This is a genomic window from Kitasatospora sp. NPDC058048 (assembly GCF_042885555.1).
GTDB classification, from domain to species: Bacteria; Actinomycetota; Actinomycetes; order Streptomycetales; family Streptomycetaceae; genus Kitasatospora; species Kitasatospora lactacystinica.
This window is the reverse complement of the sequence record NZ_JBHVRT010000011.1, coordinates 178,910-200,405: the sequence shown is the minus strand read 5'-3', so window position 1 is coordinate 200,405 and position 21,496 is coordinate 178,910. Positions and strand designations below refer to the sequence as shown.

The window sequence follows — 21,496 nt, the reverse complement described above, 5'->3', positions numbered from 1 at the left end:
CAGGGCTGCCGAACAGGACGCAGAAGCCGCCGAGAGTGACGGAGATCGGACACCATGGACCTCTCCACCGCCGATCCGGACAGCGTGCTGGACGTCCTCGACCGCCGCCTGGTGTGCGCCCTCCAGGTGGACGGACGGGCCGAGCCCGGCCGGATCGCCGAGGTCCTGGGCGTGTCCGCGCGGACGGTCACCCGCCGGCTGGGCCGGCTGCGGCAGGCCGGGGTGCTGCGGGTGGTCCGGCTGCCGGACGTCGAGGACGCGGCCGTGGGTGCGCTGCTGCTGCGGGTCCGGGTGCTGAGCGGCCGGGTGGACGCCATCGCGCGGGCCCTCGCCGACCGCCCCGACGTCCCGTTCGTCGACGTGATGCTCGGCGGCCACGAGGTCGGCGCCGTGATGCTCACCGACGCCGGTTCCCGCGACCGGCTGCTGTACGGGCAGCTGCCCGCGACCGGCGCCGTCACCGAGACCACCACCCACGCGGTGCTGCACGCCTTCTCCGACGCCGGGCAGTGGCGGGCCGGGCACCTGACCGAGGAGGAGGCCGCGGCGCTCGCCCGGCCCGCCGTCCCGCGCCCCGCCGCACCCCCGCCGCTGGACGGCCTCGACCGCGCGCTGCTGGAGCGGCTGGGCGAGGACGCCCGGCAGTCCCACGCCGTGCTGGCCGCGGCCGTCGGCGCGCCCGAGTCCACGGTGCGCCGCCGGCTGCACCGGCTCGACGGGGCGGGGCTGCTGCGCACCCACGCCACCGTGGACCCGCGGCTGCTCGGCATGGCCGTGGACGCCAACCTCTGGCTGGACGTGCCGCCCGGCCGGATCGCCGAGGTCGGGGCGGCGCTGGCCCGCCACTCGCAGGTGCACGGGGTGTTCGCCACCAGCGGTCCGGCCAACCTGCTGGCCACGGTGTTCTGCCCGGACCACGGCGAGCTGTACCGGTTCCTCACCGACGCCCTCGGCCCGCTCGGCGTCGCCCGCGCCGAGACCACCATCACCGCCCGCGCGGTGAAGCGGGCGGGAGTGCTGCTCCGGCAGCCGCCCCGGAGGCCGTAGGGCGTGTCTGGCGCGCGGGCCGGCGCCCGTGGGGGAGCGTGGCGCGGAGGCGTCCGCCGGGCATCCGACGGCCGTTACCCGCGGGGTAATCGACGCCCGCCGCCGCACCGGGCAGGGTGGTGGCACCCGGTGCGGCCGCCACGGTCCCGGGCTCCCACCCCCGACAGGAGGCGATCCGCCGTGTCCGCCCACGTGAACACCCTCACCCCCGCCAGGCCCGGTTCCGTCTTCTCGCTTCGGACGGTGCGCGGCGCCCTCGCCTTGGACGCCCTGGTCACCGGCGGCAACGGCCTGGCCTACCTGGTCCTCTCCGGCCCGCTCGGCGAACTGCTCGGTGCCGGCCGCACCACCCTGGTCGATGTCGGGCTGCTGCTCCTCGGCTACGCGCTCGCGGTCGGCGCGCTGGCCGCCCGCCGACGGCCGCCGGTGCTCGGGGTGCGGGCCGTGATCGACGTCAACCTCGCCTGGGTGGTGCTCAGCCTGGTCGCGATGGAGGTGTGGCTGGAGCCGACCACCGCCGGGTCCGTCTGGATCCCGGTGCAGGCCGCGGCGGTGGCCCTGTTCGCCGTCCTCCAGTTCACCGCCCTGCGGCGAGAGGCCCGGGAGCGGCCCTAGCGTTCGGCTCTGGCGTTCGGGCCTGGCCGTTCGGGCCTAGCGTTCGGGCCCGACGACGGCCTGCAGGAACCGTGCCGTCTCCGTGTCGGCCGGGAGGAAGGTCTCCATGGCCAGCTCGGAGACGGTGACGTCCACCGGCGTGTTGAAGGTCGCGATGGTGGAGAGGAAGGAGAGCACCCGTCCCTCGTACCGGATCCGCATCGGCAGCGCGAACGGGAATCCGTCGACGGCCGGTCCGCCCGTGACCGGTCCGTTCCCGTCCGGTCCGCCCGCGGTCGGTCCGCCCGCCGGGTCCTCGGCGGGCGGTTCGGGGTAGCCGCGGACCTCTTCGTACAGGCGCCGCAGCGGCTCGGCGCGGACCAGCTCCAGCTGCCGTTCCATCCGCTCCAGCAGGTGCTGCCGCCACTGCCGCAGGTTGACGATGCGCGGAGCCAGCCCGTCGGGGTGCAGGGTGACGCGGATCGCGTTGAACGGCGGTTCCAGCAGGTGAGGGGCGACGCCGTCGATGAGCAGCCCGAGCGAGCGGTTGGCCGCCAGCACCCGGAAGGACCCGTCGACCACGACCGCCGGGTACGGGTCGTGGGCGGCCAGCAGCCGTTCCAGTCCGCCGCGCAGCGCGGCCATCGACGGGTCGTCCAGCGGTGTCTCGCGGTAGTGCGGGGCGTAGCCGGCCGCCAGCAGCAGGGTGTTGCGCTCGCGCACCGGGACGTCCAGCTGCTCGGCCAGTCGCAGCACCAGCTCCCGGCTCGGCCGGGAGCGGCCGTTCTCGACGAAGCTGAGGTGGCGGGCCGAGGACTCCGCCCGCAGCGCCAGTTGCAGCTGGCTGAGCTGCCGTCGTTCCCGCCAGCCGCGCAGCAGCGGGCCGACGCCGGTTCCCGTCGGGCTGCCCATGCCCGCCATGATCGTCATGGCCCAGGACGGTACTCGAACGGGCCCGGTCGGCGGGAGGGGGCGCGGGGGTCGGGAGGGAACGGCGGGAGCAGCGGACCGGAGAGCTCAGGAGAAGTGGGGAGGAACCGGGGGGGAACCGGGAGAGCGGGAGGGGCCGGGAGAGCAGGGCCTCAGACGCCGGTGCTCGACCCCGGGCGGATGACCATGAGCACCACGACCACGGCCCACAGCAGGTTGAACACCCCGGCGGTCATCGGCAGCATCTTCAGGCCGCCGACGGCCTTGGTGTGCTGCTCGTCCGACGGGTCGAGTTCGAGCGCGTCCACCGCGGCCTGCTGACCGGGCAGCACGAAGAGCAGCAGAGAGAGCGCGGCGATCGCGGTCAGCACCATCGAGACGATCACCCAGGACTGCCCGAGCACGTCCATCACCTGGGCCAGGCCGATGCCCAGCACCGGCACCGCGACCCCGAGCAGCGCGTAGACCTGGGTGATCCGGTGCAGCACGCGCAGCACGCCGGCGTCGGAGGCCCGGTCCGGGCCGCCGGCCAGCGCGGCCTTCGCCCGGCGCGGGAACATGCTGACGGCCACCGCGACCGGGCCTATGAACAGGACCGACACGAGGACGTGCAGGCTCAGCAGGAACTTGGCCATGGCGGGGCACCCTTTGGATCCGGTGGGCAGCTGGTGGGCGGGCACCCGCGTTCGGCGTGCCCACGACCAGGCACGCTAACACCGCTTATTTCCCGGCCCACCGCGTGGGTGGGCGCCGGGGAGCCCGCTCCGGCCCGGTACCCGGCTCGTGCCGGCACTGAGCCCCCTCCGGCCCGGCCGCTCAGCCCGCCGCCGTGAGCTCCACGATCCGGGGCGGGGCGGTGCTGACGGCGCCCACGGCGGCGGCGTGCTCCGGGTCGGTCCAGTCGAGCAGGTGCAGGTCCTCCCACCGGCTGCGCAGCGGCGGGCCCGGCGGGACGGAGAGCGGCAGGGCGGAGAGGTCGACCCGGCCGAGGGTGTCCAGGGTGGCCCGTCCGATCTTGATCAGCGATTCCTTGCGCACCCAGAGCCGCAGGAAGGCCTGCTCGGGCTCCGGGTCGGCCTCGACCAGGGCGAGCTCGGCCGGGGCCAGCACCCGGCGGGCGACCGAACGCAGCGAGCCGCTCCGGGCGGACAGCTCGACGTCGACCCCGACCGGCTGGAACCCGGCGCCGGCGGCGACCACGCCCCGGGTGTGCGACAGGCTGACGTGCACTCCGGGGTGGTCCGGCAGGTAGGGCTTGCCGTGGTCGGCGAGCCCGCAGTCCGGGCACTGCTGGGCGAGGACGAGGCCGGCCACCGGTACGTCGAGAAGCCGGGCGGCGCAGAGCCGGACCAGCAGGTGCCCGGCGGTGAAGTCGATCCGACCGGACTCGTGCCGGAAGCGCGCGGCGCGTTCCCGCTCCATGGCGGTCAGCAGGTGCTCGCCCGCCTCGGGGTGCCGCAGTACGGCGTCGGCGGACGCGACGGAGACGAGCGGCGCGCTCTGTTCCTGGGCCTCGGTGGTCATGCCTCCCAACCTAGGCCCTTGCCGCCGGTCGGCGCCCGCCCTGGGGATCCCTGCTCCGTACGTATGAGTTTCGGATCCGATCTGAGGGTCTGTAGGCTGCGATAAGTCCGTTTTGGTATTGGATATCCCGGATCTATGGGATCGCCAGCAGATCGTATGGAACATGGCGGGTCATCCGGTCTCGCCCTTTCTCGTGCACGGAGGAATTGTCGATGGATCAGGCCACCGGTTCGCCGGATCACAGAACGACCGCCGTGAGAACTCCGGCGACGCGCGGGCGCCGGGCCATCAGGATCGCGGTGGCGACCGCCGTCACCGCGCTGCCGCTGGCCGCGGTGCTGACGGTCGGTTCGGCCGCTCCGCTGGCCCCGCCGCTGGGCGCCTGCACGGGACCCGACTGCCCCGCCACCTGGCCGCCGCCCAACAACGGCGACTTCACCGGCCGCGACTCCACCATCAACGTCTTCACCGGTGGCAACTACACCGTGAACGGCCGGGCCGCGGAGGCCGAGGGCAAGATCGTCGCACTGGGGAACCTGACCGTCGACAAGAACGGCGGCGGCATCTACAACATGGGCGTCGTCGGCGTCGGTTCGCGCGTGGTGCCGCCGAACGGCAGCGACTTCGTGACCACCGGCGGCAACGTCGACGTGGTGACCGGCAACGCGATCCTGATCGGCGGCAGCGACTCGCACGGGCCGGCCTTCGGCAACCTGCGGCACGCGGGCTCCGTCACCGGCACCGTGAACATCGACCCCACCGGCGAGTCGATCCAGGACCCGAACGCCGCCGCGCCGTACCAGGCGGTGCTGACCCAGATCGAGGAGGTCTCCGACTGCGTCGGCCGGGCCACCGCGACCGGCACCGTCGACATCTCCTCCAGCCAGGCGACCTTCACCGGCGACGGGACCAGCATGAAGCAGGTCTTCAACGTCACCCAGAACCTCGCCTCGCCGTCCGGCGGGCAGATCGGCCTGGTCTTCAACAACATCCCGGCCGGCGCCACCGTCGTGGTGAACATGCTCGGGGACAGCCCGATCATCAACACCTACACCGGCACCGGGCTGGCCGGCGACCAGACCACCGACATGCGCTCGAAGCTCATGTACAACTTCCCGACCGCCACCTCGGCACAGATCCTCGGCAGCGCCCAGTTCCAGGGCTCGGTCATGGCCGGCAATCCCGGCGGTACCACGACCATCGCCCAGCCGGGCATGAACGGCCGGGTGTACCTCGCGGGCAATCTGATCCACACCGGCACCGGCGGCTACGAGATCCACAGCTACCCGTTCGACGGCGACCTGCCGGACTGCGTCGTGACGCCCAGCCCGTCGCCGACCTCACCGACGCCTTCGCCGTCGCCGACCTCGCCGTCCCCGACGTCTCCGAGCCCGACCTCGCCGTCGCCGACCTCGCCGTCCCCCACGTCACCGTCGCCGACGTCTCCGAGCCCGACGTCCCCGTCGCCGACCTCGCCCACCTCGCCCGCGCCCACCTCGCCGTCGGCCAGTGCGACGACGTCGAGTGCCGGTCCGGCCCCGACCAGCCACCGTCCGACCGGGCAGCCGACCAGCCACCACCCCGGTGGCGGCGGTGAGTTGCCGTCCACCGGCGCGGGCAACGCCCCGGTGGTCTTCGGCGTGGCGGGCGTCGGCCTGCTCGGCCTCGGTGGCCTGGCCGTGCTGGCCGCCCGCCGTCGTCGTGGCCGCCACGGCTGACCGTCCGTACCGCTGAGGAGCTGAGGAGCCGAACAGCCGAACAGTGGCGCAGGCCGCCCGGGTCGACTCGACCGGGCGGCCTGCGCCGTCCCGGCCCCGGCCGCCTACCGCTCGGCCGGGTAGTGGGCGAGGCCCGAGGCGAGCAGGCCGAAGGCCCGGTCGACCGCCGCCTCGACCCGGGCCCGCACGGCTTCGGCCGGCTCCCCGGCCACCATGGCCCGACGGATCTCGCCGAGCACCGCCCGGTGGGCCCCCGTGACGGCTCCGGCCACGATCCGGGGGAGCGGGTCCTCCGGTGCGGCTCCCGATTCCTCGGCCAGGGCGGCCGCGAGTGCCGCTTCGGCCCGTTCGCCGAGCTCCAGCAGCCGGGCCCGGAGTGCGGCGCTGTCCTCGACGATCCGCCAGAACGCCGCCATCCCCGGGTGCAGCCCGACTGTCGGCTCCCCGCTCGCGAAGGCCGCCAGCAGGTCGGCCCGGACGGCGTCCACGGCCGGGCTGCCCGCGGGGCGGCGCCGGACCACCTCGGCCAGGTGGGCGACGACCTCCTCCTGCCGGTCGAAGAACAGGTCCTCCTTGGTGGGGAAGTAGTTGAAGACCGTGTTCGGCGAGACCCGGGCGGCCCGGGCCACCTCGACCACCGTGACCCGGTCGAAGCCGCGTTCGGCGAACAGGCCCATGGCGGTGTCGGAGAGCAGCTCCCGGGTCTGCTGCTTCTTGAGTTCGCGAAGTCCCATGGCCGGATCCTATCCGCAGTTCATGCTGTCACTCCAAAGTTGCAGTGACACCAAAAATATCGGCTACGGTGACGGCATGACCTTCACCTTCGGCATCTACCCCGGCGGACTGACCGGTGACGACACCGGCGTGATCGCGCCCGTCCGCCCCGACGACCCGGCCCGGATCACCGCGGCCCTGCGCGAACTCCAGGGCGGTGCGGCGGAGTTCCTGGTCCGCGCCTACCGCTCGTACCCGGGCGGCGAGCACACCCCCGCGCGGCCCGAGCAGTACGCCGCCGAGGGACGCCAGCTCGACCTGGTGGTCCAGTACCGGGACCGCGGCGGGGAGTTGGCGGGCTGGCTGGACTTCGTCCGGCGGACGGTCCGCGCCGAGGGGCACCGCCTCGGGCTGCTCCAGATCTGCGAGGAGCCCAACCTGGACCTCCCGCCCGTGGACGGCAGCATCCCCAACGTCCGCCGGGCGCTGGTCGAGGGCGTGATCGCGGCGAAGGAGGAGGCGCTGGCCCGGGGATTCGACCGGCTGGCCGTCGGCTTCAACGCGGTGCCCTCCTTCGACCCCGCGGACACCTTCTGGCCCGAGCTCGGCCGGCTCGCCGACGAGCGCTTCCACCATGCCCTGGACTACGTCGGCCTGGACTTCTTCCCGGACGTCTTCCGTCCCGTCCCACCCGGTCGACTCGCCGACGCGGTACGGGCGGTGCTCGCCGGCTTCCGCCGGGACACGCTGCCCGGAGCCGGGATCGGGCCCGGTGTTCCGCTGCGGATCTGCGAGAACGGCTGGCCCACCGGCCCCGGGCGGAGCGAGGCGCGGCAGGCCGAGGTGGTGGCGGAGGTGGTCCGGACGGTCGCCGGGCTCGCCACCGAACTCAATGTCACCGGTTACGCGTTCTTCGCCCTGAGGGACGCGGACAGCGCGGCCGCCGGGCTGTTCCCGCACTTCGGCCTGGTGCGCGACGACTACACGCCCAAGCCGGCCTTCGCGGTGTACCGCGCGCTGGTCGAGGAGCTGACGATGGGCTGACGAGGGGCTGGCGGCGGGCCGACGAGAGCCGGCCGGCTCCGCTAGTTCGCCTCGAAGAAGCGCTCCACCGTGCGGCGCTGTGCGGCGACGGCGTCCACCGGCTCGCCGATCACCCGGCCGGCCAGGGCGACGGCCAGCTCGCCGACGTCCTGCCGCAGCAGGCGGGCCGCCTCGGCCCGGTCGGCGGCGATCCGGGCGCGGCCGGTGGTGAGCAGTTCGTCCCGGTCGCGGATGCCCTCCGCGCGGGCCGCGACCATCGCCGCCGCGCCGCGCTCGGCGTACTCCTCCCGGATCCGGGCCGCCTCGTGGCGGGCCTCGGCCAGCTCCCGCAGGCGGGCCTCCCGGGTGGCCTCGGCCTCGGCGAGCAGGGCCTCGGCGCGTTCGGTGCGGCCCTCGGTGGCCTCCCAGCGTTCGGACTGCACCCGTTCGATCCGGGGGAGCAGGTGGCGGCCGAGCAGCCACAGCAGCAGGAAGAACAGTGCCAGGCCGAGGATCAGCGGGGCAGGTTCGGGCTTGAGCGGGCCGAGTGCGAGGGTCACGCGCTACCTCCCCAGGGTATGACGTTCCGTCGGTCGGAAGCTTCCCCAGGGGCGATGCCGGTCGAACTCGGCCCGGACATGAGCTGCGTCACGGCGGCCCGGGCGGCCGCGGGGCTCACTGCCCCATGACGTACTTGACGGTCGGGCCGGTGGTCCAGCCGCCGTCCACCGCCAGCTCGGCGCCGGTGACGTAGGAGGAGTCGTCGGAGAGCAGGTAGACGACGGCGCCGGCGATCTCGGGCGCCTCGCCGACTCGGCCCATCGGGGTGTTGGGGTAGTTGCCCTCGCCGCGCCGGATGCCGACCGAGGCGGTCATCGGGGTGTAGGTCATGCCCGGGTGCACCGAGTTGACCCGGATCCGCTCGGTGCCCAGCTCGACCGCGCCGATCTTGCTGAGGCCGCGCACGCCCCACTTGGAGGCGCCGTAGCCGGCGGTCAGCGCCAGGCCCATCAGGCCAGCCGCCGAGGAGATGTTGACGATCGAGCCGCCGCCGGCCGCGCGCATCGCCGGGACGGCGGTCTTCATCCCGATGAACACGCCGGTCAGGTTGATGTCCAGGACCTTGCGGAAGTGCTCGACGCTCTCGTCCGCGAGCAGCGTGCCGGTGGAGATCCCCGCGTTGTTGACCAGACCGTGCAGGGCGCCGAACTCCGCCACCGCGAAGTCCACCACGCGCTGCCAGTCCTCCTCGGAGGTCACGTCGTGGCGCACGAACCGCGCCCGCTCGCCGAGTTCGGCGGCGGTGGTCCTGCCGTCCTCCTCCAGGACGTCGGTGATCACCACGTTGGCGCCGGACGCCACGGCGAGCCGGGCGGCCTCGGCGCCCAGGCCGCGGGCGCCGCCGGTGACGACGACGGTCTTGCCGGTGAGGTCGTTCATGACCTGCTCCTTCGGGGGGTGGGGGAGGAGAGCATGGCGGCGGACATCGTCACCAGGTCGGCGAGGAAGGTCTCCTCGTCCGTCAGGGGGGTGGAGCCGGCGAGGTACTGCTGCGCCCGGTCGGCGAGGGCCGCGCCGATCAGGGTGAGGACCAGGTCGATCCGTTCCAGCCGGATCGGCTCCGGCAGGGCGGAGATCCGGTCCTCGACCAGCTCGATCAGGCGCCAGTAGCCGCCGCCGGCCAGCGTCGGGTGCGGGGTCCGGGTGCGGATGCCGCTGGTGTGGCTGACCTGCGCGGAGATCCGCAGGCAGTGCCGGCCCTGTTCGGTGCGCAGTTCGGTGGCCTCGGCCGCGACCAGGGCGCCGAGCAGTCCGGGCAGGTCCGCGTCCGCGAGGGCGGGCAGACGCGGCGCGAGGGCCTGCTCGGCGCGTTCCTGGCGGCCGGCCATGATCGCGTCGAGCAGGCCCTCGCGGGAGCCGAAGTGGTACTGCACGGCGGACGGGTTGCTCTGTCCGGCCAGTCGGGTGATGTCCCTGGTCAGGGCGGCTTCCACGCCGCGGGTGGCGAAGAGTTCCTCCGCCGCGCGCAGCAGCCTCTCGCGGGTCTCGTGGCCCGCCGATGTCCTTGCCATGCGCGCAAGATTAATGCTGCGCATTATTAATGGCAAAGGAGGTGGCCCAGTCCCGGTCCCCGGCCTACGTCACCTCGCCCCGGCGGGAGAAGCGCTCCGCCCGCCACTCACCGCTCTCCAGCACCTCGGCCAGCTGCCGGGCCGCGTCCCAGACCTCGGTGTACGACACGTAGAGCGGCGTGAAGCCGAAACGCATCAGGTCCGGTGCGCGGAAGTCGCCGATCACCCCGCGCTCGATCAGGGCCTGCACCACCGGGTAGCCGTCGGCGTGCCGCAGCGCGACCTGACTGCCCCGCCGGGCGTGCTCGCGCGGGGTCGCCACCTCGACGCCGTCCAGCCCCTCGGTCAGCGAGACGAACAGGTCGGTCAGCGCCAGGCTCTTCGCCCGCACCGCCGCCTGGTCGACCCGCTCCCAGACGTCCAGCGAGGCGTCGAGGGCGGCCTGCCCGAGCAGCGAGGGCGAGCTGGTGAGGAACCGGCCGATGCCCGGCTTCGGGTCGTACCCGGGCTCGAAGGCGAACGGCCGGGCGTGGCCGAACCAGCCGCTCAGCGGCTGGAGCGGGCCGGCCGCCAGGTGCCGCTCGGCGACGTACAGGAAGGCCGGCGAACCGGGGCCGCCGTTCAGGTACTTGTAGGTGCAGCCGACCGCGAAGTCCGCGCCGGCGGCGCCGAGTTCGACCGGCAGCGCGCCCACCGAGTGGCACACGTCCCAGATCATCAGGGCGCCCGCGGCCTGCACCCGGGCGGTGATGCCGGGCATGTCCAGCAGCTCGCCGGTGCGGTAGTCCACGTGCGAGAGGACGACCGCGGCGACGTCCCCGTCCAGGTGCCGGTCCAGCTCCTCGGGGCGGATCAGCGCGCTGCGCGCGCCCTCGACCAGACCGGTCACGCCCTCGGCGATGTACAGGTCGGTCGGGAAGGCTTCGGCGTCACCGAGCACGGTGCGCCGGCCCGGACGCAGCCGCAGCGCGGCCGACAGCACCTTGAAGAGATTGACCGAGGTGGTGTCGCAGACGACCACCTCCGCCGGACCGGCGCCGATCAGCGGCGCGATCCGCCGTCCCAGCCGGTACGGCTGCTCGAACCAGCCGGCGTCGTTCCAGCTGCGGATCAGCTCCCGGCCCCACTCCTCCTCGACCACCCGGCGCACCCGCTCGGGCGTGCGCACCGGCAGCACGCCCAGCGAGTTGCCGTCCAGGTAGATCACCCCGTCAGGCAGGGCGAACTCCTTGCGGAACGCCGCCAGCGGGTCGACGGCGTCCAGCGCCGCGCAGTCCTCGCGCGTGATCATGCCCGTCCTCTCGTTCCCCTGGTTACCCTCGCTCACGGCCCGCTCCGTCACGGCCCGCTCCGTCACAGCCCGTCCCGGATCGTCCACAGCTCCGGGAACACGTCCTGCTCGGCCGACTTGCGCAGCCAGGTCAGTCCGCTGGAGCCGCCCGAGCCGGGCTTGCCGCCCATGGTCCGCTTGACCGCCGAGAGGTGGCGCTGGCGCCAGCGGGTGACTCGCTCGGCCACGTCCAGCAGGGCCTCGCCGAGCGGCTGGAGCGCGGCGGACTCCGGCTCGGTGTACACCCGCCGCCAGGCCGCCTCGACCTCCGCGGACGGCTGGTGGCGCTCCTCGGAGGGCGCCCGGTGCGGGGCCAGGCCGCGGCGCGCCAGCAGCGCCAGTGCCTCGTCGTACAGGCCGGGGGAGCGCAGGGCCTCGGTCAGCTCGGCCTGGGTGTCGGGCATCCCGTCGTACATCTTCAGCAGCGCGGCGTTCTTGTTGCCGAGCAGGAACTCCAGCCGCAGGAAGGCGGCGGACTGGAAGCCGGAGGCCTCGCCGAACAGCGAGCGGAAGGAGTTGAACTCGTGCGGGGTCATGGTGGCCAGCAGGTCCCAGGACTCCACCAGTACGTCCTGCACGTGGGTGCCCCGGCGCAGCGCGGCCAGCGCGGCGGGCAGGTCGTCCTCGCGCAGTGCCTGCCGGGCGAGCGTCCACTCGTGCCGCAGCAGGTCGAACAGCAGCTCCATCACCTGGGTGGTGACGATGAACGACAGCTCGGCCGGCTCCTTGCTGCGCGGGTGCTGCAGGCCGTGCAGCTCCTCCAGGCGTACGTACTGGGCGTACGGGGTGCCCCGGCCCGGTGCTCCGCCCCGACCGAACGACAGGTTGGGTGTCTCCACCGTGTCGTGCCCCATCCCGATCCTCCTGATCCTCCGGGCCGCATCGCCCGGTCCGGTGAACCAGCCGGACTGCCGGGTTCCACCGGGTGCCCATTGTGCGGTGGCGGTGCCCCCCGTTTGAATGGTCGACGGGCATCGCAACCGCCTTCGGAGCTGTTGTTCGCGATGCGTTCCGCCGATTCGCTTTACGAATGGAAATCCCTTGATCCCGACCACCCGGGAGGTCGCCTTGGACGCCGTTGACCGCCGCCTGCTCGCCGAGCTCCAGGCCGACGCCCGGCTCTCGTACAACGAACTCTCCCGCCGGGTGAGCCTGTCCGCACCCGCGGTGGCCGAACGGGTCCGACGGCTGGAATCCGAGGGGGTGATCAGCGGCTACCACGCCCACGTGGACCTCACCCGGGCCGGGCTGCCGATCACCGCGCTGGTCCAGATCCAGTGCTACGGCCCGCGCTGCGTGCTGCGCGATCCGGAGGTGCCGACCTGGCCGGAGGTGGTCCAGCTGCACCGGGTCACCGGCGGGGCGTGCTGCGTGCTGCTGGTCGCGGTGTCGACGATGGCCGAGTTCGAGGCGGTGTGCGACCGGCTCGGCGGCTACGGCCAGCCGTCCAGCTCGATGATCCTCTCCAGCCCGGTGCCCTGGCGGCCGGTGGTTCCGCGCTGACCGCTGCCGCTGCCACTGGTCCACGGCCGGTGCCGATGGCGGGCGGCGGGCGGTGGGCGGCTGTCCTTGACGCGGACGTCAAGGAGTAGGTTGCCCGGCATGCCGAACGAGCGCCACATCCTGCTGCTGCCCGGGAGCCTGCGAGCCGGTTCCGCCAACGAGACCGTGCTGCGCACCGCGGCCGCCGTGGCCGCGGCCGCCCCGGGCCTGCGGACCACGTACTACGCCGGGCTGGCCGGGCTGCCGCACTTCAATCCGGACCACGACACCGACCCGCTGCCGGAGCCGGTGGCCGAGCTGCGGGCCGCGATCGAGGCGGCCGACGCGCTGCTGGTCTGCACCCCCGAGTACGCCGGGACGCTGCCGGGCGCGTTCAAGAACCTGCTGGACTGGACGGTCGGCGGGATCGAGATCTCGGACAAGCCCACCGGCTGGATCAACGCCGCCGGTCCGGGCCGCGGCCAGGGGGCCGAGGCCACCCTGCGCACCGTCCTCGGCTACACCGGCGCGGCCGTGCTGGACGAGGCCTGCGTCCGGCTTCCGCTGGAGCGCGGCGCGGTCGGCCCGGACGGGCTGGTCGCCGATCCACTGGTCCGCGAGCGGATCGGCGAGGTGCTGGCACGCCTCGCGGCCGGCTGACCCGGGCGGGCGCCGGGCCCGGCTCCGTTCAGGGCCCGTGAGCGCCGTTCGGCACCCGTCGGGGCCTGGTGCGGGTACGGTGCGGGCTCAGTGCCCCTCCGGCAGGTGCACTCCCAGCCCGGCCAGGCCCTCCAGGAACAGTTCGACGCCGACCGCCGCCAGCAGCAGCCCGAGCAGCCGGGACAGCACCTCCAGCGAGGTGCGGTGGGTGCGTCGCATCAGCGGCGCGAGCACCGCCACACAGAGGTAGTTGATCACCGCGACGGCCACGTACGCCCCGGAGACGGCGGCCTTCCAGCCCAGGTTGTCCTGGTTGAGCGAGGCGACCAGGACGGCCGTGATGGCGAGCGGGCTGGCGATGTACGGCAGCAGCAGTTCGCGGATGCCGTCCACCAGCGGGTTCGACAGGTGTTCGTCGTCGTCGGCGTCCGAGCCGAGGTGGACGCCGAAGACCAGGGCGACGGCGTAGACGAAGAAGATCGCCCCGCCCGCGAGCTGGAGCGACTGGTCGCTGATGTGGAAGAGGGTGGTCAGCTCGTCGGCCCCGAAGCCGAGCACCAGGCCGATCACCGCCGCGATGGCCGTGCTCAGCGCGGCGAGTCGGCGCAGCTCCCGGTTGCTGCGGGTCCCGGCCAGCCGGGCGAAGGCCAGCAGGGTCTTCGGCGGGCCGACCACGGCGAAGAAGGTGATGAAGGCGCTGCCCAGGTTGAAGACGAACATGGGCCAAGCATGACCTCGGGGCCCCGGGCAGCCGGTCCGCCACGCCCCGCGGCCGGGCGCGGCGTGGATCACCCCGCCGGCGGTTCATTCCCGGTCGGGGCCGAATTCGCCCGGATGGCGGCCCCGGCTCGAAGGGACGGGCGCCCTCGGTTGCTATGGAGGCAGGACCGTCACCATTGTCACCGAGCGGGGTCACTCCGCCGCGGAAGCGAGGATGCGACATGTGCCTGAACCGTAAGGACCTGGGCCTGCTGGCCCTGCGCGGCGCGGTCGGCGGCGTGCTGATCGCGCACGGCACCCAGAAGCTGTTCGGCTGGTTCGGGGGCGGCGGCCTGGAGGGCGCCACCCACGCCATGGAGCAGATGGGTTTCCACCCGGCCCGGCAGAGTGCGCTGGCGGCCGGCCTCGGCGAGGCGGGCGGCGGTGCGCTGCTGGTGGCCGGGCTGGCGACCCCGGCGGCCGGCGCGGTGGTGGCGGGGACGATGGCGGGCGCGGTGTCGGTGCACGCCCCGGCCGGCTTCTTCGCGATGTCCGGCGGCTACGAGTACCCGGCCTTCCTCGGTGCGACCGGCCTGGCGCTCGGCCTGGCGGGCGCCGGCCGGTACTCGCTGGACCACCTGACCGGCCACGTCTTCGACCGGCCGTGGCTCGGCCTGGCGTCCTTCGTGGCGAGCGCCGCCGGGGCGTACGGCGTCGTCGCGCGGCGCCGCCACGTGGTGCGGCTGCGCGAGGAGCGGGCCGCGGTGGAGTCGGACTCCCAGGAGGGCTCGGGGCTGTCCTGACGCGCGCTCCCGGCCCGGCTCACCCGGAGGCAGCAGCCCTGCTGGCGGCGGCCCCGCGGCCCTCGGAGGGTGGGCGTGGAGGTGTGCCGGGCAGCCCGGCGCCGACCGGAAACGAGGGACCGCATGGACCGCCAGCCGCTCACCCGAGCCAGCTTCCCGACCCCGCCGAGGGTCACCGCGCAGGACCTGGACGCACCACCGGTGCGTCACCAACGCCGGGCGTTGGCGGGGGTGTTGGTCGCGGCGGTGGTCGGCGCGACGGCGCTCGCGGGCTGTTCCTCCTCCTCGAAGAGCGTGAGCGGCGTGGCCTCCGCCGCGGCGTCCGCGGTGGAGAAGGGCGCGAGCGCCGTCGCCTCCGCCGCCTCGGCGCTGGGCTCGGCGGCCGGCGGGGCGGGGTCCGCGATCGCCTCGGCCGAGGCGCGGGCCTCGGCGGCGGTGTCGGCGGCCTCCTCGGCCGTCTCCGGGATCAAGGGCGGGCTGGACGCCAAGGGGGACGTCACCGCCGGGGCGGTGACCACCGGTTCGGACGGCAAGCCGCAGGTGCCGCTGACCGTCACCAACCACGGGCAGCAGTCGTACCGGTACGTGATCCAGGTGAACTTCACCGACGGGTCGGGCAAGGTGTTGGACGCGGCCGCGGTGACCATCCAGGACGTGGCGGTCGGGCAGAGCTCCCAGGCCACCGCGCACGCCCACCGGGACCTCTCCGGCACGGTCAAGGCCGAGGTGGCCAACGCCGTCCGCTACTGACTCCGGGGCCGGCTCGGGGCGCGGCCGCCCAGCTCAGCGCGGGGGTGGAACCTTAAGCGGGTCTCAAGGCCCAACGGCACCCCTTGACGGGGGAGTTGGTCTAGTCCATTTTTATTGCCCAGGTGCAGGGAGCCCCTGAACCGGCGTCAGCGGCCTCGTGCCGCGGGCGCCGGTTCGGCACATCCCGGTAGTCCGTCATGGTCTGATCCCGCTCGATTCCCCACCCACACCTGTCATGTCCCGGTCGTCCGGCCCCACCCCGGACGCGCGCCCCCGGGCCGACGGGAACCCCCACAACCAGGAGTCACGCACCCATGCTGCGCTCACGCATTGAAAGGGCCGGGACCCCGGCGCCGCAGGGCGGCCGCCGACGCCGCCCGAAGAGCATGGCCGCCATCGCGGCCGGCACCACCGCCTCCCTGCTGCTCGGCGCAGGTCTCGCGCTGTCCGGCGGCGGCGCGGCCAACGCCGCGACCACCAACTCCACCGGCGCGCCCGCCACCAGCGGCGGCATCAAGGTCGCCTACTTCGACCAGTGGTCGATCTACGCGAACGCGTACTACCCCAAGACGATCCAGGACACCGGCGTCGCCAAGAACCTGGACTACCTGATCTACTCCTTCGCCAACATCCACCCGACCGACCTGGGGTGTTTCGAGGCCACCAAGGCCGCCGACACGAACGACAACAACCCCAACGCGGGTGACGGCGCGGGCGACGCGTTCGCCGACTACCAGAAGAGCTTCGGCCCGGACATCTCGGTCGACGGCGTCGGCGACGTCTGGAACCAGCCGATCGCGGGCAACCTCAACCAGCTGAAGAAGCTGAAGGCGAAGAACCCGAACCTCAAGGTCCTGCTCTCGCTGGGCGGTTGGACCTACTCCAAGTACTTCTCGCCGGCCTCCGCCACGGACGCCTCGCGCAAGCACCTGGTGTCGTCCTGCATCGACATGTTCATCAAGGGCAACCTGCCCAAGGACGCCGGCTTCGGCGGCCCGGGCTCGGCGGCCGGCGTCTTCGACGGCATCGACATCGACTGGGAGTACCCGGGCGGCGGCGGCCACACCGGCAACCTCTCCAGCCCGGCGGACAAGCAGAACTTCACCGCGCTGCTGAAGGAGTTCCGCACCCAGCTGGACGCGCAGGGCACGGCCGACAAGAAGACCTACGCCCTGTCGGCGGCGGTCGGCGCCGGCCAGGACAAGATCATGAACGTCGAGACCGACAAGATCGGTCAGTACCTGACCTTCCTCGACGTCATGACCTACGACATGCACGGCGGCTGGGACGCCCAGGGCCCGACCAACCACCAGGCCGCGCTCTACTCGACCCCGGACGACCCGTCGACCCCGGCCAAGCCGGGCAACGGGAAGTACTCGATCGACAACGCGATCAAGGCCTGGACGGCCGGTGACAAGGAGTACGGCATCCCCGGCGGCTTCCCCGCCAACAAGATCAACATGGGTGTGCCGTTCTACTACCGCGGCTGGACCGGCGTGAAGGACAACGGCAAGCACGGCCTGTTCCAGCCCGCCACCCAGCCGGCGGCCGGCGCGGCGATGTCCGGCAACCAGCCCGGCATCCAGATGTACAAGGAGCTCGCGGGCTTCGTCGACAACCCGTCCAAGACCTTCTGGGACGACGGCGCCCAGGCCACGTACTTCTACGACGGCAACACCTTCTGGAGCGGTGAGGACGCCAAGTCCATCCAGGCCAAGCTCGACTACGCGCACTGCAACGGCCTCGGCGGCTCCTTCGCCTTCTCGCTGTACGACCTGGGCACCAAGACCGCCCTGTTCGACAAGATGGTGAGCGCCACCAACGGCTCCGCGTCCGCCTGCCCGGCCCCGCCGACCGGCACGCCGACCCCGACCTCCACCGGCACCCCCACCGGCACGCCGACCGGGACCCCCACGGGCACCCCGACCGGGACCCCCACGGGTACGCCGACCGGCACCCCGACCACGCCGGCCTCCTGCCCGGCCGCCCCGAGCTGGGACACCGACACCACCTACGCGGCCGGCGGCACCAAGGTCTCGTGGAAGGGCCACTACTACACCAACAAGTGGTGGACCAAGGGCGACGACCCGAGCCTGAGCGGCCAGTGGGGCGTCTGGACCGACAACGGCCCCTGCTGACGGTCCACCGGACCGCCGAGGGCCCGACGGACCCCCGCAGCACCTGAAGCGACGGGTCCGGCCCGCCGGGAGGAGCATCCTCCCGGCGGGCCGGACCCGTTTCGCGTTCCCCGGCCTCCCGGGGGTCAGTCCAGGCCGGCGGTGCGCCCGAGCGCGTCCGGCCGGCTCTCCTCGATCCGCCGCAGCATCCGGCCCAGCATCGCGGAGAGCGCGGTCCGCTCCTCGCCCACGACGTCCTGGAGCAGCTCCTCCTCGAAGACCGCGGCCATCCGCATCGACTCCAGCCACTTGTCGCGGCCGGTCTCGGTGAGCTCGATGATCACCCGCACCCGGTTGGTCTCGTCCCGCTCCCGGGTGACCAGTCCGTCCGCCACCATCCGGTCGATCCGGTGCGTCATCGCCGCCGGGGTGAGCCCGAGGCGCTTGGCCAGCTCGCCCGGCCCCAGCCGGTACGGGCTGCCGGACACCACCAGCGCCTTGAGCACCTCCCACTCGGCGGAGGTGATTCCGAGCACAGTCAGCTGCCGGTCGTACGCCACGCCCATCCGCCGGGAGACCCGGTTGAGGGTCTGCACGATCGTCTCCACCTGGGGGTCGACGGTGGGGAATTCCCGCTGGTAGAGGGCCACCTGCTCGGCGATGCCGAACTCCAGGGGGGTGGCCGGGGCGGGCTTGCCGGCAGCCGGCGGCGGCTTGTCCGTAGTCATGCGGACCAGTGTCGCACGAGGGTGCACTCCTTAAGCCTTTGACTCCGCAGTCTTCGGGTGCTAAGACTTTATCTCGTCAAACTTTAGCTCTGAAATCTTCTGGACTTAAGAGTATCCAGTTGAAGCCAGGAAGGGATGTGCACGGTGACCGGCACGGTGAAGCAGCAGAGGCAGCAGCGGCGGGGAGCGGGCGGCCCGCTGCGCCGCGTCCAGATCGGCAACGCGCTCAGCGCGTTCGGCAGCGGGTTCACGATGCCGTACATGTTCGTGTACGTGGACCAGGTGCGCGGGCTGGGCTCGCTGGCGGCCGGGATGGTGTTCACCGTCTTCGCGCTGGCGGCCCTCGCCGTCCTGCCGTTCACCGGCCGCGGCATCGACAGGTACGGTCCCCGCCCGGTCCTGCTGGCCGGTACGGCGCTCGCCGCCACCGGTGCGTTCGCCTTCGGCCACGCCACCGGCACCCCGGCCCTGCTGGTCTCCTCCTTCCTGTTCGGCGCCGGTGTCACCACCTGCCAGCCGGCGCTCGCCACGATGATCGTCCGCTGCTCCACGGCGGCCACCCGCTCGCACGCCTTCGCGCTCCAGTTCACCCTGGTCAACCTGGGCATGGGCATCGGTGCGCTGGTCGGCGGGCAGATCGTGAACGTGTCGGACCCGGCCAGCCTGACCCGGCTGTTCACCATCGAGGCGGTGACGTTCCTCGGCCTCGCCCTGGTCACCGGCACCGCCCGGATGCCCAGGACCCAGCTGACCGCCGTCCACGGGAAGGCCGACGGCCCGACCGGGCTGCGCGCCCTGCTCGCGGACAAGGCGATGGTGCGGCTCAGCATCCTCGCCGGGCTGATCTTCTTCACCTGCTACGGCCAGTTCGAGTCCGGCGTCGCGGCCTTCGCCACCGACACCGTCGGCACCGCGCCCTCCACCCTGGGCTTCGCGATCGGCGCCAACGCGCTGACCATCGTGGTGCTGCAGATGTTCATGGTGCGGATCACCGCCAAGCGCCGCCGCACCACCGCGATGGCCGCGGCCGGCGTGGTCTGGCTCGGCGCCTGGGCGATGGCCCTGGTGGCCGGCCTGATACGGACCGAGACCATGGCCGCCACGGTCGCCATCGTCTCGATCTACGCCCTCTTCGGCGTCGGCGAGTCGCTGCTCGCGCCCACCATGGGCCCGATCGTCGCGGACCTCGCCCCGGCCCGGCTGCTCGGCACCTACAACGCCGGGTACGCCCTGGTGAAGCAGATCGCCATCGCGGTCGGCCCGGCCGTCGGCGTGCTGCTGGTCGGCTCCGGCACCTGGCCGCTCTACCTGGCGGCCATGGCGGGCTCCACGCTGCTGATCGTCGCCATGGCGCTGCGGCTGCGCCCGTACCTCACGCCGGAGCAGGACAACGCGGCACCGGCCGTCGTCCACGCCGTCCCGGTCCGGGAGCTGCAGACCGCCGCCTAGCGGAACGGGCGGCAAGGGGGTTCGAAACGGGCGCCGACCAGGTCACCTGGTCGGCGCCCGTCGCGCTTGGCTTCGCGCGCACCGCCACATAGTGTCAGTGGCTGTTGACCGCCCTGCCCCGGCCGGAGCGGCACGACCCGGGCGGAGCCAGGACCCGGACAGAGCAGACAGGCGAATCGGCGAGGCTATGACGCAAGCGGCGCTCACGCACCCACCGGCGGCCCCGGCCACCGCCGCCCCGGCCCCGGCCCCGCGCGGGGGCCTGGTCCGCTGGGCGGCCGACCGCTCCGGCTGGCTCGGACCGATCGCCGTGGCGCTCTTCGCCGGCCTGCTGCGGTTCTGGAACCTCGGCCACCCCGGCTCCTTCGTCTTCGACGAGACGTACTACCCCAAGGACGCCTGGTCCCTGCTCCAGCAGGGCTACGAGGGCACCTGGCCCGACCACGCCAACGCCGACATCCTGTCCGCCCCGCAGTCGATCCCGCTGACCTCCGCGCCCGAGTTCATCGCCCACCCGCCGCTCGGCAAATGGGTGATGGCGGTCGGCGAGCAGCTGTTCGGACTGAACCCCTTCGGCTGGCGGTTCATGACCGCCCTGCTCGGCACCGTCACCGTGCTGATGCTGGCCCGGATCGGCCGCCGCCTCTTCGGCTCCACCCTGATCGGCTGCACCGCCGCGCTGCTGATGTCGGTGGACGGCCTCCAACTGGTGATGAGCCGGGTCGGCCTGCTCGACGGCATCCAGATGTTCTTCGTGCTCGCCGCCTTCGGCAGCCTGCTGATCGACCGCGACCACGTCCGCGCCCGGCTCGCCGTCGCCGCCGAGACCGTCGGCGGCGAGAGCGTCGGCGGCGACGCCGTCCGGCTCGGGTGGCGTCCCTGGCGGATCGCCGCCGGGGTGCTCCTCGGTGCCGCCTGCGCGGTCAAGTGGAACGGCGCCCCGATCCTCGCCGCCTTCGGCGTCCTGACCGTCCTGTGGGACCAGTCCGGCCGCCGCGCCGCCGGCGCCCGCCGTCCCTGGCGTTCCATGCTGCGCCGGGACGCCGTCCCCGCCTTCCTCGCCATGGTCGGCTCCGCCGTGGTGGTGTACGTCGGGGCCTGGAGCGGCTGGCTCGCCACCGGCGGCTCCGGCCCGACCGGCGGGGGCGGCTACGACCGGCACTGGGCCGACGGGCGCGCCGGGCTCTCCCCGGACAGCGTCCTCGGCATCCCGCTGCCGCAGGTCCCGATGAGCTGGGTGCCCGCGTCGCTGCGCAGCCTGTGGCATTACCACTCGCAGATGTACGACTTCAATACCGGTTTGAGCACCCCGCACACCTACCAGTCCAACCCCTTCGCCTGGCTGGTCGACGGCCGCCCCGTCTCGATGTACTGGGAGCAGATCCCGTACGGGCAGCGCGGTTGCACCTCCTCGGGCGGCTGCGCCTCGCAGATCCTCGGCCTCGGTACGCCCTTCCTGTGGTGGGCGGCCTGCTTCGCGCTGGTCTACCTGCTGTGGCGCTGGTTCTTCCGGCGGGACTGGCGTTCGGGCGCGGTGCTGTGCGCGGTGGCCGGGATCTACCTGCCCTGGTTCCGGTACCAGGAGCGGACGATCTTCTCCTTCTACATGGTCGTGCTGGTGCCGTTCCTGTGCCTGGCCGTCGCCCAGATGCTCGGCGCGATGCTCGGCCCGCCCGGGTGCACCCCCGAGCGACGCCGGATCGGGGCGATCGGGGCCGGGGCGGTCGTGCTCGCGATCGTCGGCTGCTTCGCCTTCTTCTACCCGCTGTACACGGCGGAGGTGATCCCGATGTCGTCCTGGCAGGACCGGATGTGGTTCACCAGCTGGATCTGAGGGCCCGCGCCCGATGGGCCGG

Annotated in this window: 22 protein-coding genes; 11 read left to right on the top strand and 11 right to left on the bottom strand. The window is 73.1% G+C overall.

Annotated features, from left to right (window positions below):
• Positions 1 to 54: 54 nt before the first annotated feature.
• Both ACFVVA_RS15150 and ACFVVA_RS15145 read left to right on the top strand, forming a co-directional pair.
• Positions 55 to 1,047, top strand: a complete 993-nt coding sequence (locus tag ACFVVA_RS15150; RefSeq protein WP_387689585.1) for an Lrp/AsnC family transcriptional regulator — start codon at positions 55 to 57, stop codon at positions 1,045 to 1,047.
• Positions 1,048 to 1,239: 192 nt separating this feature from the next.
• The gene (locus ACFVVA_RS15145) at positions 1,240 to 1,662 is read left to right on the top strand and encodes a hypothetical protein (protein ID WP_387689664.1); all 423 of its coding nucleotides are present in this window, start codon (positions 1,240 to 1,242) and stop codon (positions 1,660 to 1,662) included.
• Between the two features lie 36 nt (positions 1,663 to 1,698).
• On the opposite strand, the gene ACFVVA_RS15140 is transcribed toward ACFVVA_RS15145, so the two are convergent.
• From ACFVVA_RS15140 to ACFVVA_RS15130, 3 genes are all read right to left on the bottom strand, one after another.
• The gene (locus tag ACFVVA_RS15140) at positions 1,699 to 2,571 is read right to left on the bottom strand and encodes a helix-turn-helix domain-containing protein (protein WP_387689582.1); all 873 of its coding nucleotides are present in this window, start codon (positions 2,569 to 2,571) and stop codon (positions 1,699 to 1,701) included.
• A 152-nt stretch (positions 2,572 to 2,723) separates the two neighbouring features.
• Positions 2,724 to 3,206: a hypothetical protein gene (locus ACFVVA_RS15135; RefSeq protein WP_387689579.1), complete on the bottom strand. Its 483-nt coding sequence runs from the start codon at positions 3,204 to 3,206 to the stop codon at positions 2,724 to 2,726.
• A 181-nt stretch (positions 3,207 to 3,387) separates the two neighbouring features.
• Positions 3,388 to 4,095, bottom strand: coding sequence for a 4'-phosphopantetheinyl transferase family protein (locus tag ACFVVA_RS15130; RefSeq protein ID WP_387689576.1), 708 nt, complete (start codon positions 4,093 to 4,095; stop codon positions 3,388 to 3,390).
• 299 nt (positions 4,096 to 4,394) lie between these two features.
• Between ACFVVA_RS15130 and ACFVVA_RS15125 the strand changes: the two genes are divergently transcribed.
• Positions 4,395 to 5,813 carry a choice-of-anchor A family protein gene (locus ACFVVA_RS15125; RefSeq protein ID WP_387689574.1) on the top strand — a complete coding sequence of 473 codons (1,419 nt, stop codon included), beginning with the start codon at positions 4,395 to 4,397 and terminating at the stop codon, positions 5,811 to 5,813.
• Positions 5,814 to 5,917: 104 nt separating this feature from the next.
• Here the strand turns inward: ACFVVA_RS15125 and ACFVVA_RS15120 are convergent, their stop codons facing one another.
• On the bottom strand, positions 5,918 to 6,547 hold the full coding sequence (locus ACFVVA_RS15120; protein ID WP_387689571.1) for a TetR/AcrR family transcriptional regulator: 630 nt from the start codon (positions 6,545 to 6,547) through the stop codon (positions 5,918 to 5,920).
• Positions 6,548 to 6,623: 76 nt separating this feature from the next.
• Between ACFVVA_RS15120 and ACFVVA_RS15115 the strand changes: the two genes are divergently transcribed.
• The gene (locus tag ACFVVA_RS15115; protein ID WP_387689569.1) at positions 6,624 to 7,571 is read left to right on the top strand and encodes a hypothetical protein; all 948 of its coding nucleotides are present in this window, start codon (positions 6,624 to 6,626) and stop codon (positions 7,569 to 7,571) included.
• Between the two features lie 41 nt (positions 7,572 to 7,612).
• Here the strand turns inward: ACFVVA_RS15115 and ACFVVA_RS15110 are convergent, their stop codons facing one another.
• The 5 genes from ACFVVA_RS15110 to ACFVVA_RS15090 all read right to left on the bottom strand — a co-directional run bounded on the left by ACFVVA_RS15110 (position 7,613) and on the right by ACFVVA_RS15090 (position 11,806).
• Positions 7,613 to 8,110 carry a F0F1 ATP synthase subunit B gene (locus tag ACFVVA_RS15110; protein WP_387689567.1) on the bottom strand — a complete coding sequence of 166 codons (498 nt, stop codon included), beginning with the start codon at positions 8,108 to 8,110 and terminating at the stop codon, positions 7,613 to 7,615.
• Positions 8,111 to 8,225: 115 nt separating this feature from the next.
• A complete protein-coding gene (locus tag ACFVVA_RS15105; RefSeq protein ID WP_387689564.1) occupies positions 8,226 to 8,990 on the bottom strand; it encodes an SDR family oxidoreductase in 765 nt (254 codons plus the stop codon).
• The gene (locus ACFVVA_RS15100; protein ID WP_387689561.1) at positions 8,987 to 9,622 is read right to left on the bottom strand and encodes a TetR family transcriptional regulator; all 636 of its coding nucleotides are present in this window, start codon (positions 9,620 to 9,622) and stop codon (positions 8,987 to 8,989) included. Before ACFVVA_RS15100 ends, ACFVVA_RS15105 begins: the two co-directional genes overlap by 4 nt.
• Before the next feature lie 64 nt (positions 9,623 to 9,686).
• Positions 9,687 to 10,913, bottom strand: coding sequence for a kynureninase (kynU, locus tag ACFVVA_RS15095; protein ID WP_387689558.1), 1,227 nt, complete (start codon positions 10,911 to 10,913; stop codon positions 9,687 to 9,689).
• A gap of 62 nt (positions 10,914 to 10,975) precedes the next feature.
• Positions 10,976 to 11,806, bottom strand: coding sequence for a tryptophan 2,3-dioxygenase (locus ACFVVA_RS15090; RefSeq protein WP_387689556.1), 831 nt, complete (start codon positions 11,804 to 11,806; stop codon positions 10,976 to 10,978).
• Positions 11,807 to 11,993: 187 nt separating this feature from the next.
• On the opposite strand from ACFVVA_RS15090, the gene ACFVVA_RS15085 reads away from it, so the two are divergent.
• Together ACFVVA_RS15085 and ACFVVA_RS15080 are read left to right on the top strand one after the other, a co-directional pair.
• Positions 11,994 to 12,455, top strand: coding sequence for an Lrp/AsnC family transcriptional regulator (locus ACFVVA_RS15085; protein ID WP_387689553.1), 462 nt, complete (start codon positions 11,994 to 11,996; stop codon positions 12,453 to 12,455).
• Between the two features lie 99 nt (positions 12,456 to 12,554).
• Positions 12,555 to 13,094: an NADPH-dependent FMN reductase gene (locus ACFVVA_RS15080; RefSeq protein ID WP_387689550.1), complete on the top strand. Its 540-nt coding sequence runs from the start codon at positions 12,555 to 12,557 to the stop codon at positions 13,092 to 13,094.
• 87 nt (positions 13,095 to 13,181) lie between these two features.
• Here the strand turns inward: ACFVVA_RS15080 and ACFVVA_RS15075 are convergent, their stop codons facing one another.
• Positions 13,182 to 13,814 (bottom strand): MarC family protein, encoded by a 633-nt coding sequence (locus tag ACFVVA_RS15075; protein ID WP_387689547.1) that lies wholly within the window; start codon positions 13,812 to 13,814, stop codon positions 13,182 to 13,184.
• Between the two features lie 221 nt (positions 13,815 to 14,035).
• Here ACFVVA_RS15075 and ACFVVA_RS15070 point away from each other — a divergent pair, with 221 nt between their 5' ends.
• From ACFVVA_RS15070 to ACFVVA_RS15060, 3 genes are all read left to right on the top strand, one after another.
• Complete coding sequence (locus ACFVVA_RS15070; protein ID WP_387689545.1) at positions 14,036 to 14,596, top strand: DoxX family protein; 561 nt, start codon at positions 14,036 to 14,038, stop codon at positions 14,594 to 14,596.
• A 123-nt stretch (positions 14,597 to 14,719) separates the two neighbouring features.
• Entirely contained in the window at positions 14,720 to 15,346 is a 627-nt protein-coding gene (locus ACFVVA_RS15065) for a hypothetical protein (protein WP_387689542.1), read from the top strand.
• Between the two features lie 314 nt (positions 15,347 to 15,660).
• Positions 15,661 to 17,484 (top strand): glycosyl hydrolase family 18 protein, encoded by a 1,824-nt coding sequence (locus tag ACFVVA_RS15060; protein ID WP_387689539.1) that lies wholly within the window; start codon positions 15,661 to 15,663, stop codon positions 17,482 to 17,484.
• Positions 17,485 to 17,609: 125 nt separating this feature from the next.
• Here ACFVVA_RS15060 and ACFVVA_RS15055 read toward each other — a convergent pair whose 3' ends face one another.
• Positions 17,610 to 18,191, bottom strand: coding sequence for a MarR family transcriptional regulator (locus tag ACFVVA_RS15055; RefSeq protein ID WP_359907163.1), 582 nt, complete (start codon positions 18,189 to 18,191; stop codon positions 17,610 to 17,612).
• Between the two features lie 144 nt (positions 18,192 to 18,335).
• Here ACFVVA_RS15055 and ACFVVA_RS15050 point away from each other — a divergent pair, with 144 nt between their 5' ends.
• Complete coding sequence (locus tag ACFVVA_RS15050) at positions 18,336 to 19,640, top strand: MFS transporter (RefSeq protein WP_387689536.1); 1,305 nt, start codon at positions 18,336 to 18,338, stop codon at positions 19,638 to 19,640.
• A gap of 187 nt (positions 19,641 to 19,827) precedes the next feature.
• Positions 19,828 to 21,474, top strand: a complete 1,647-nt coding sequence (locus ACFVVA_RS15045; RefSeq protein WP_387689533.1) for a dolichyl-phosphate-mannose--protein mannosyltransferase — start codon at positions 19,828 to 19,830, stop codon at positions 21,472 to 21,474.
• The last annotated feature ends 22 nt before the right edge of the window (positions 21,475 to 21,496 follow it).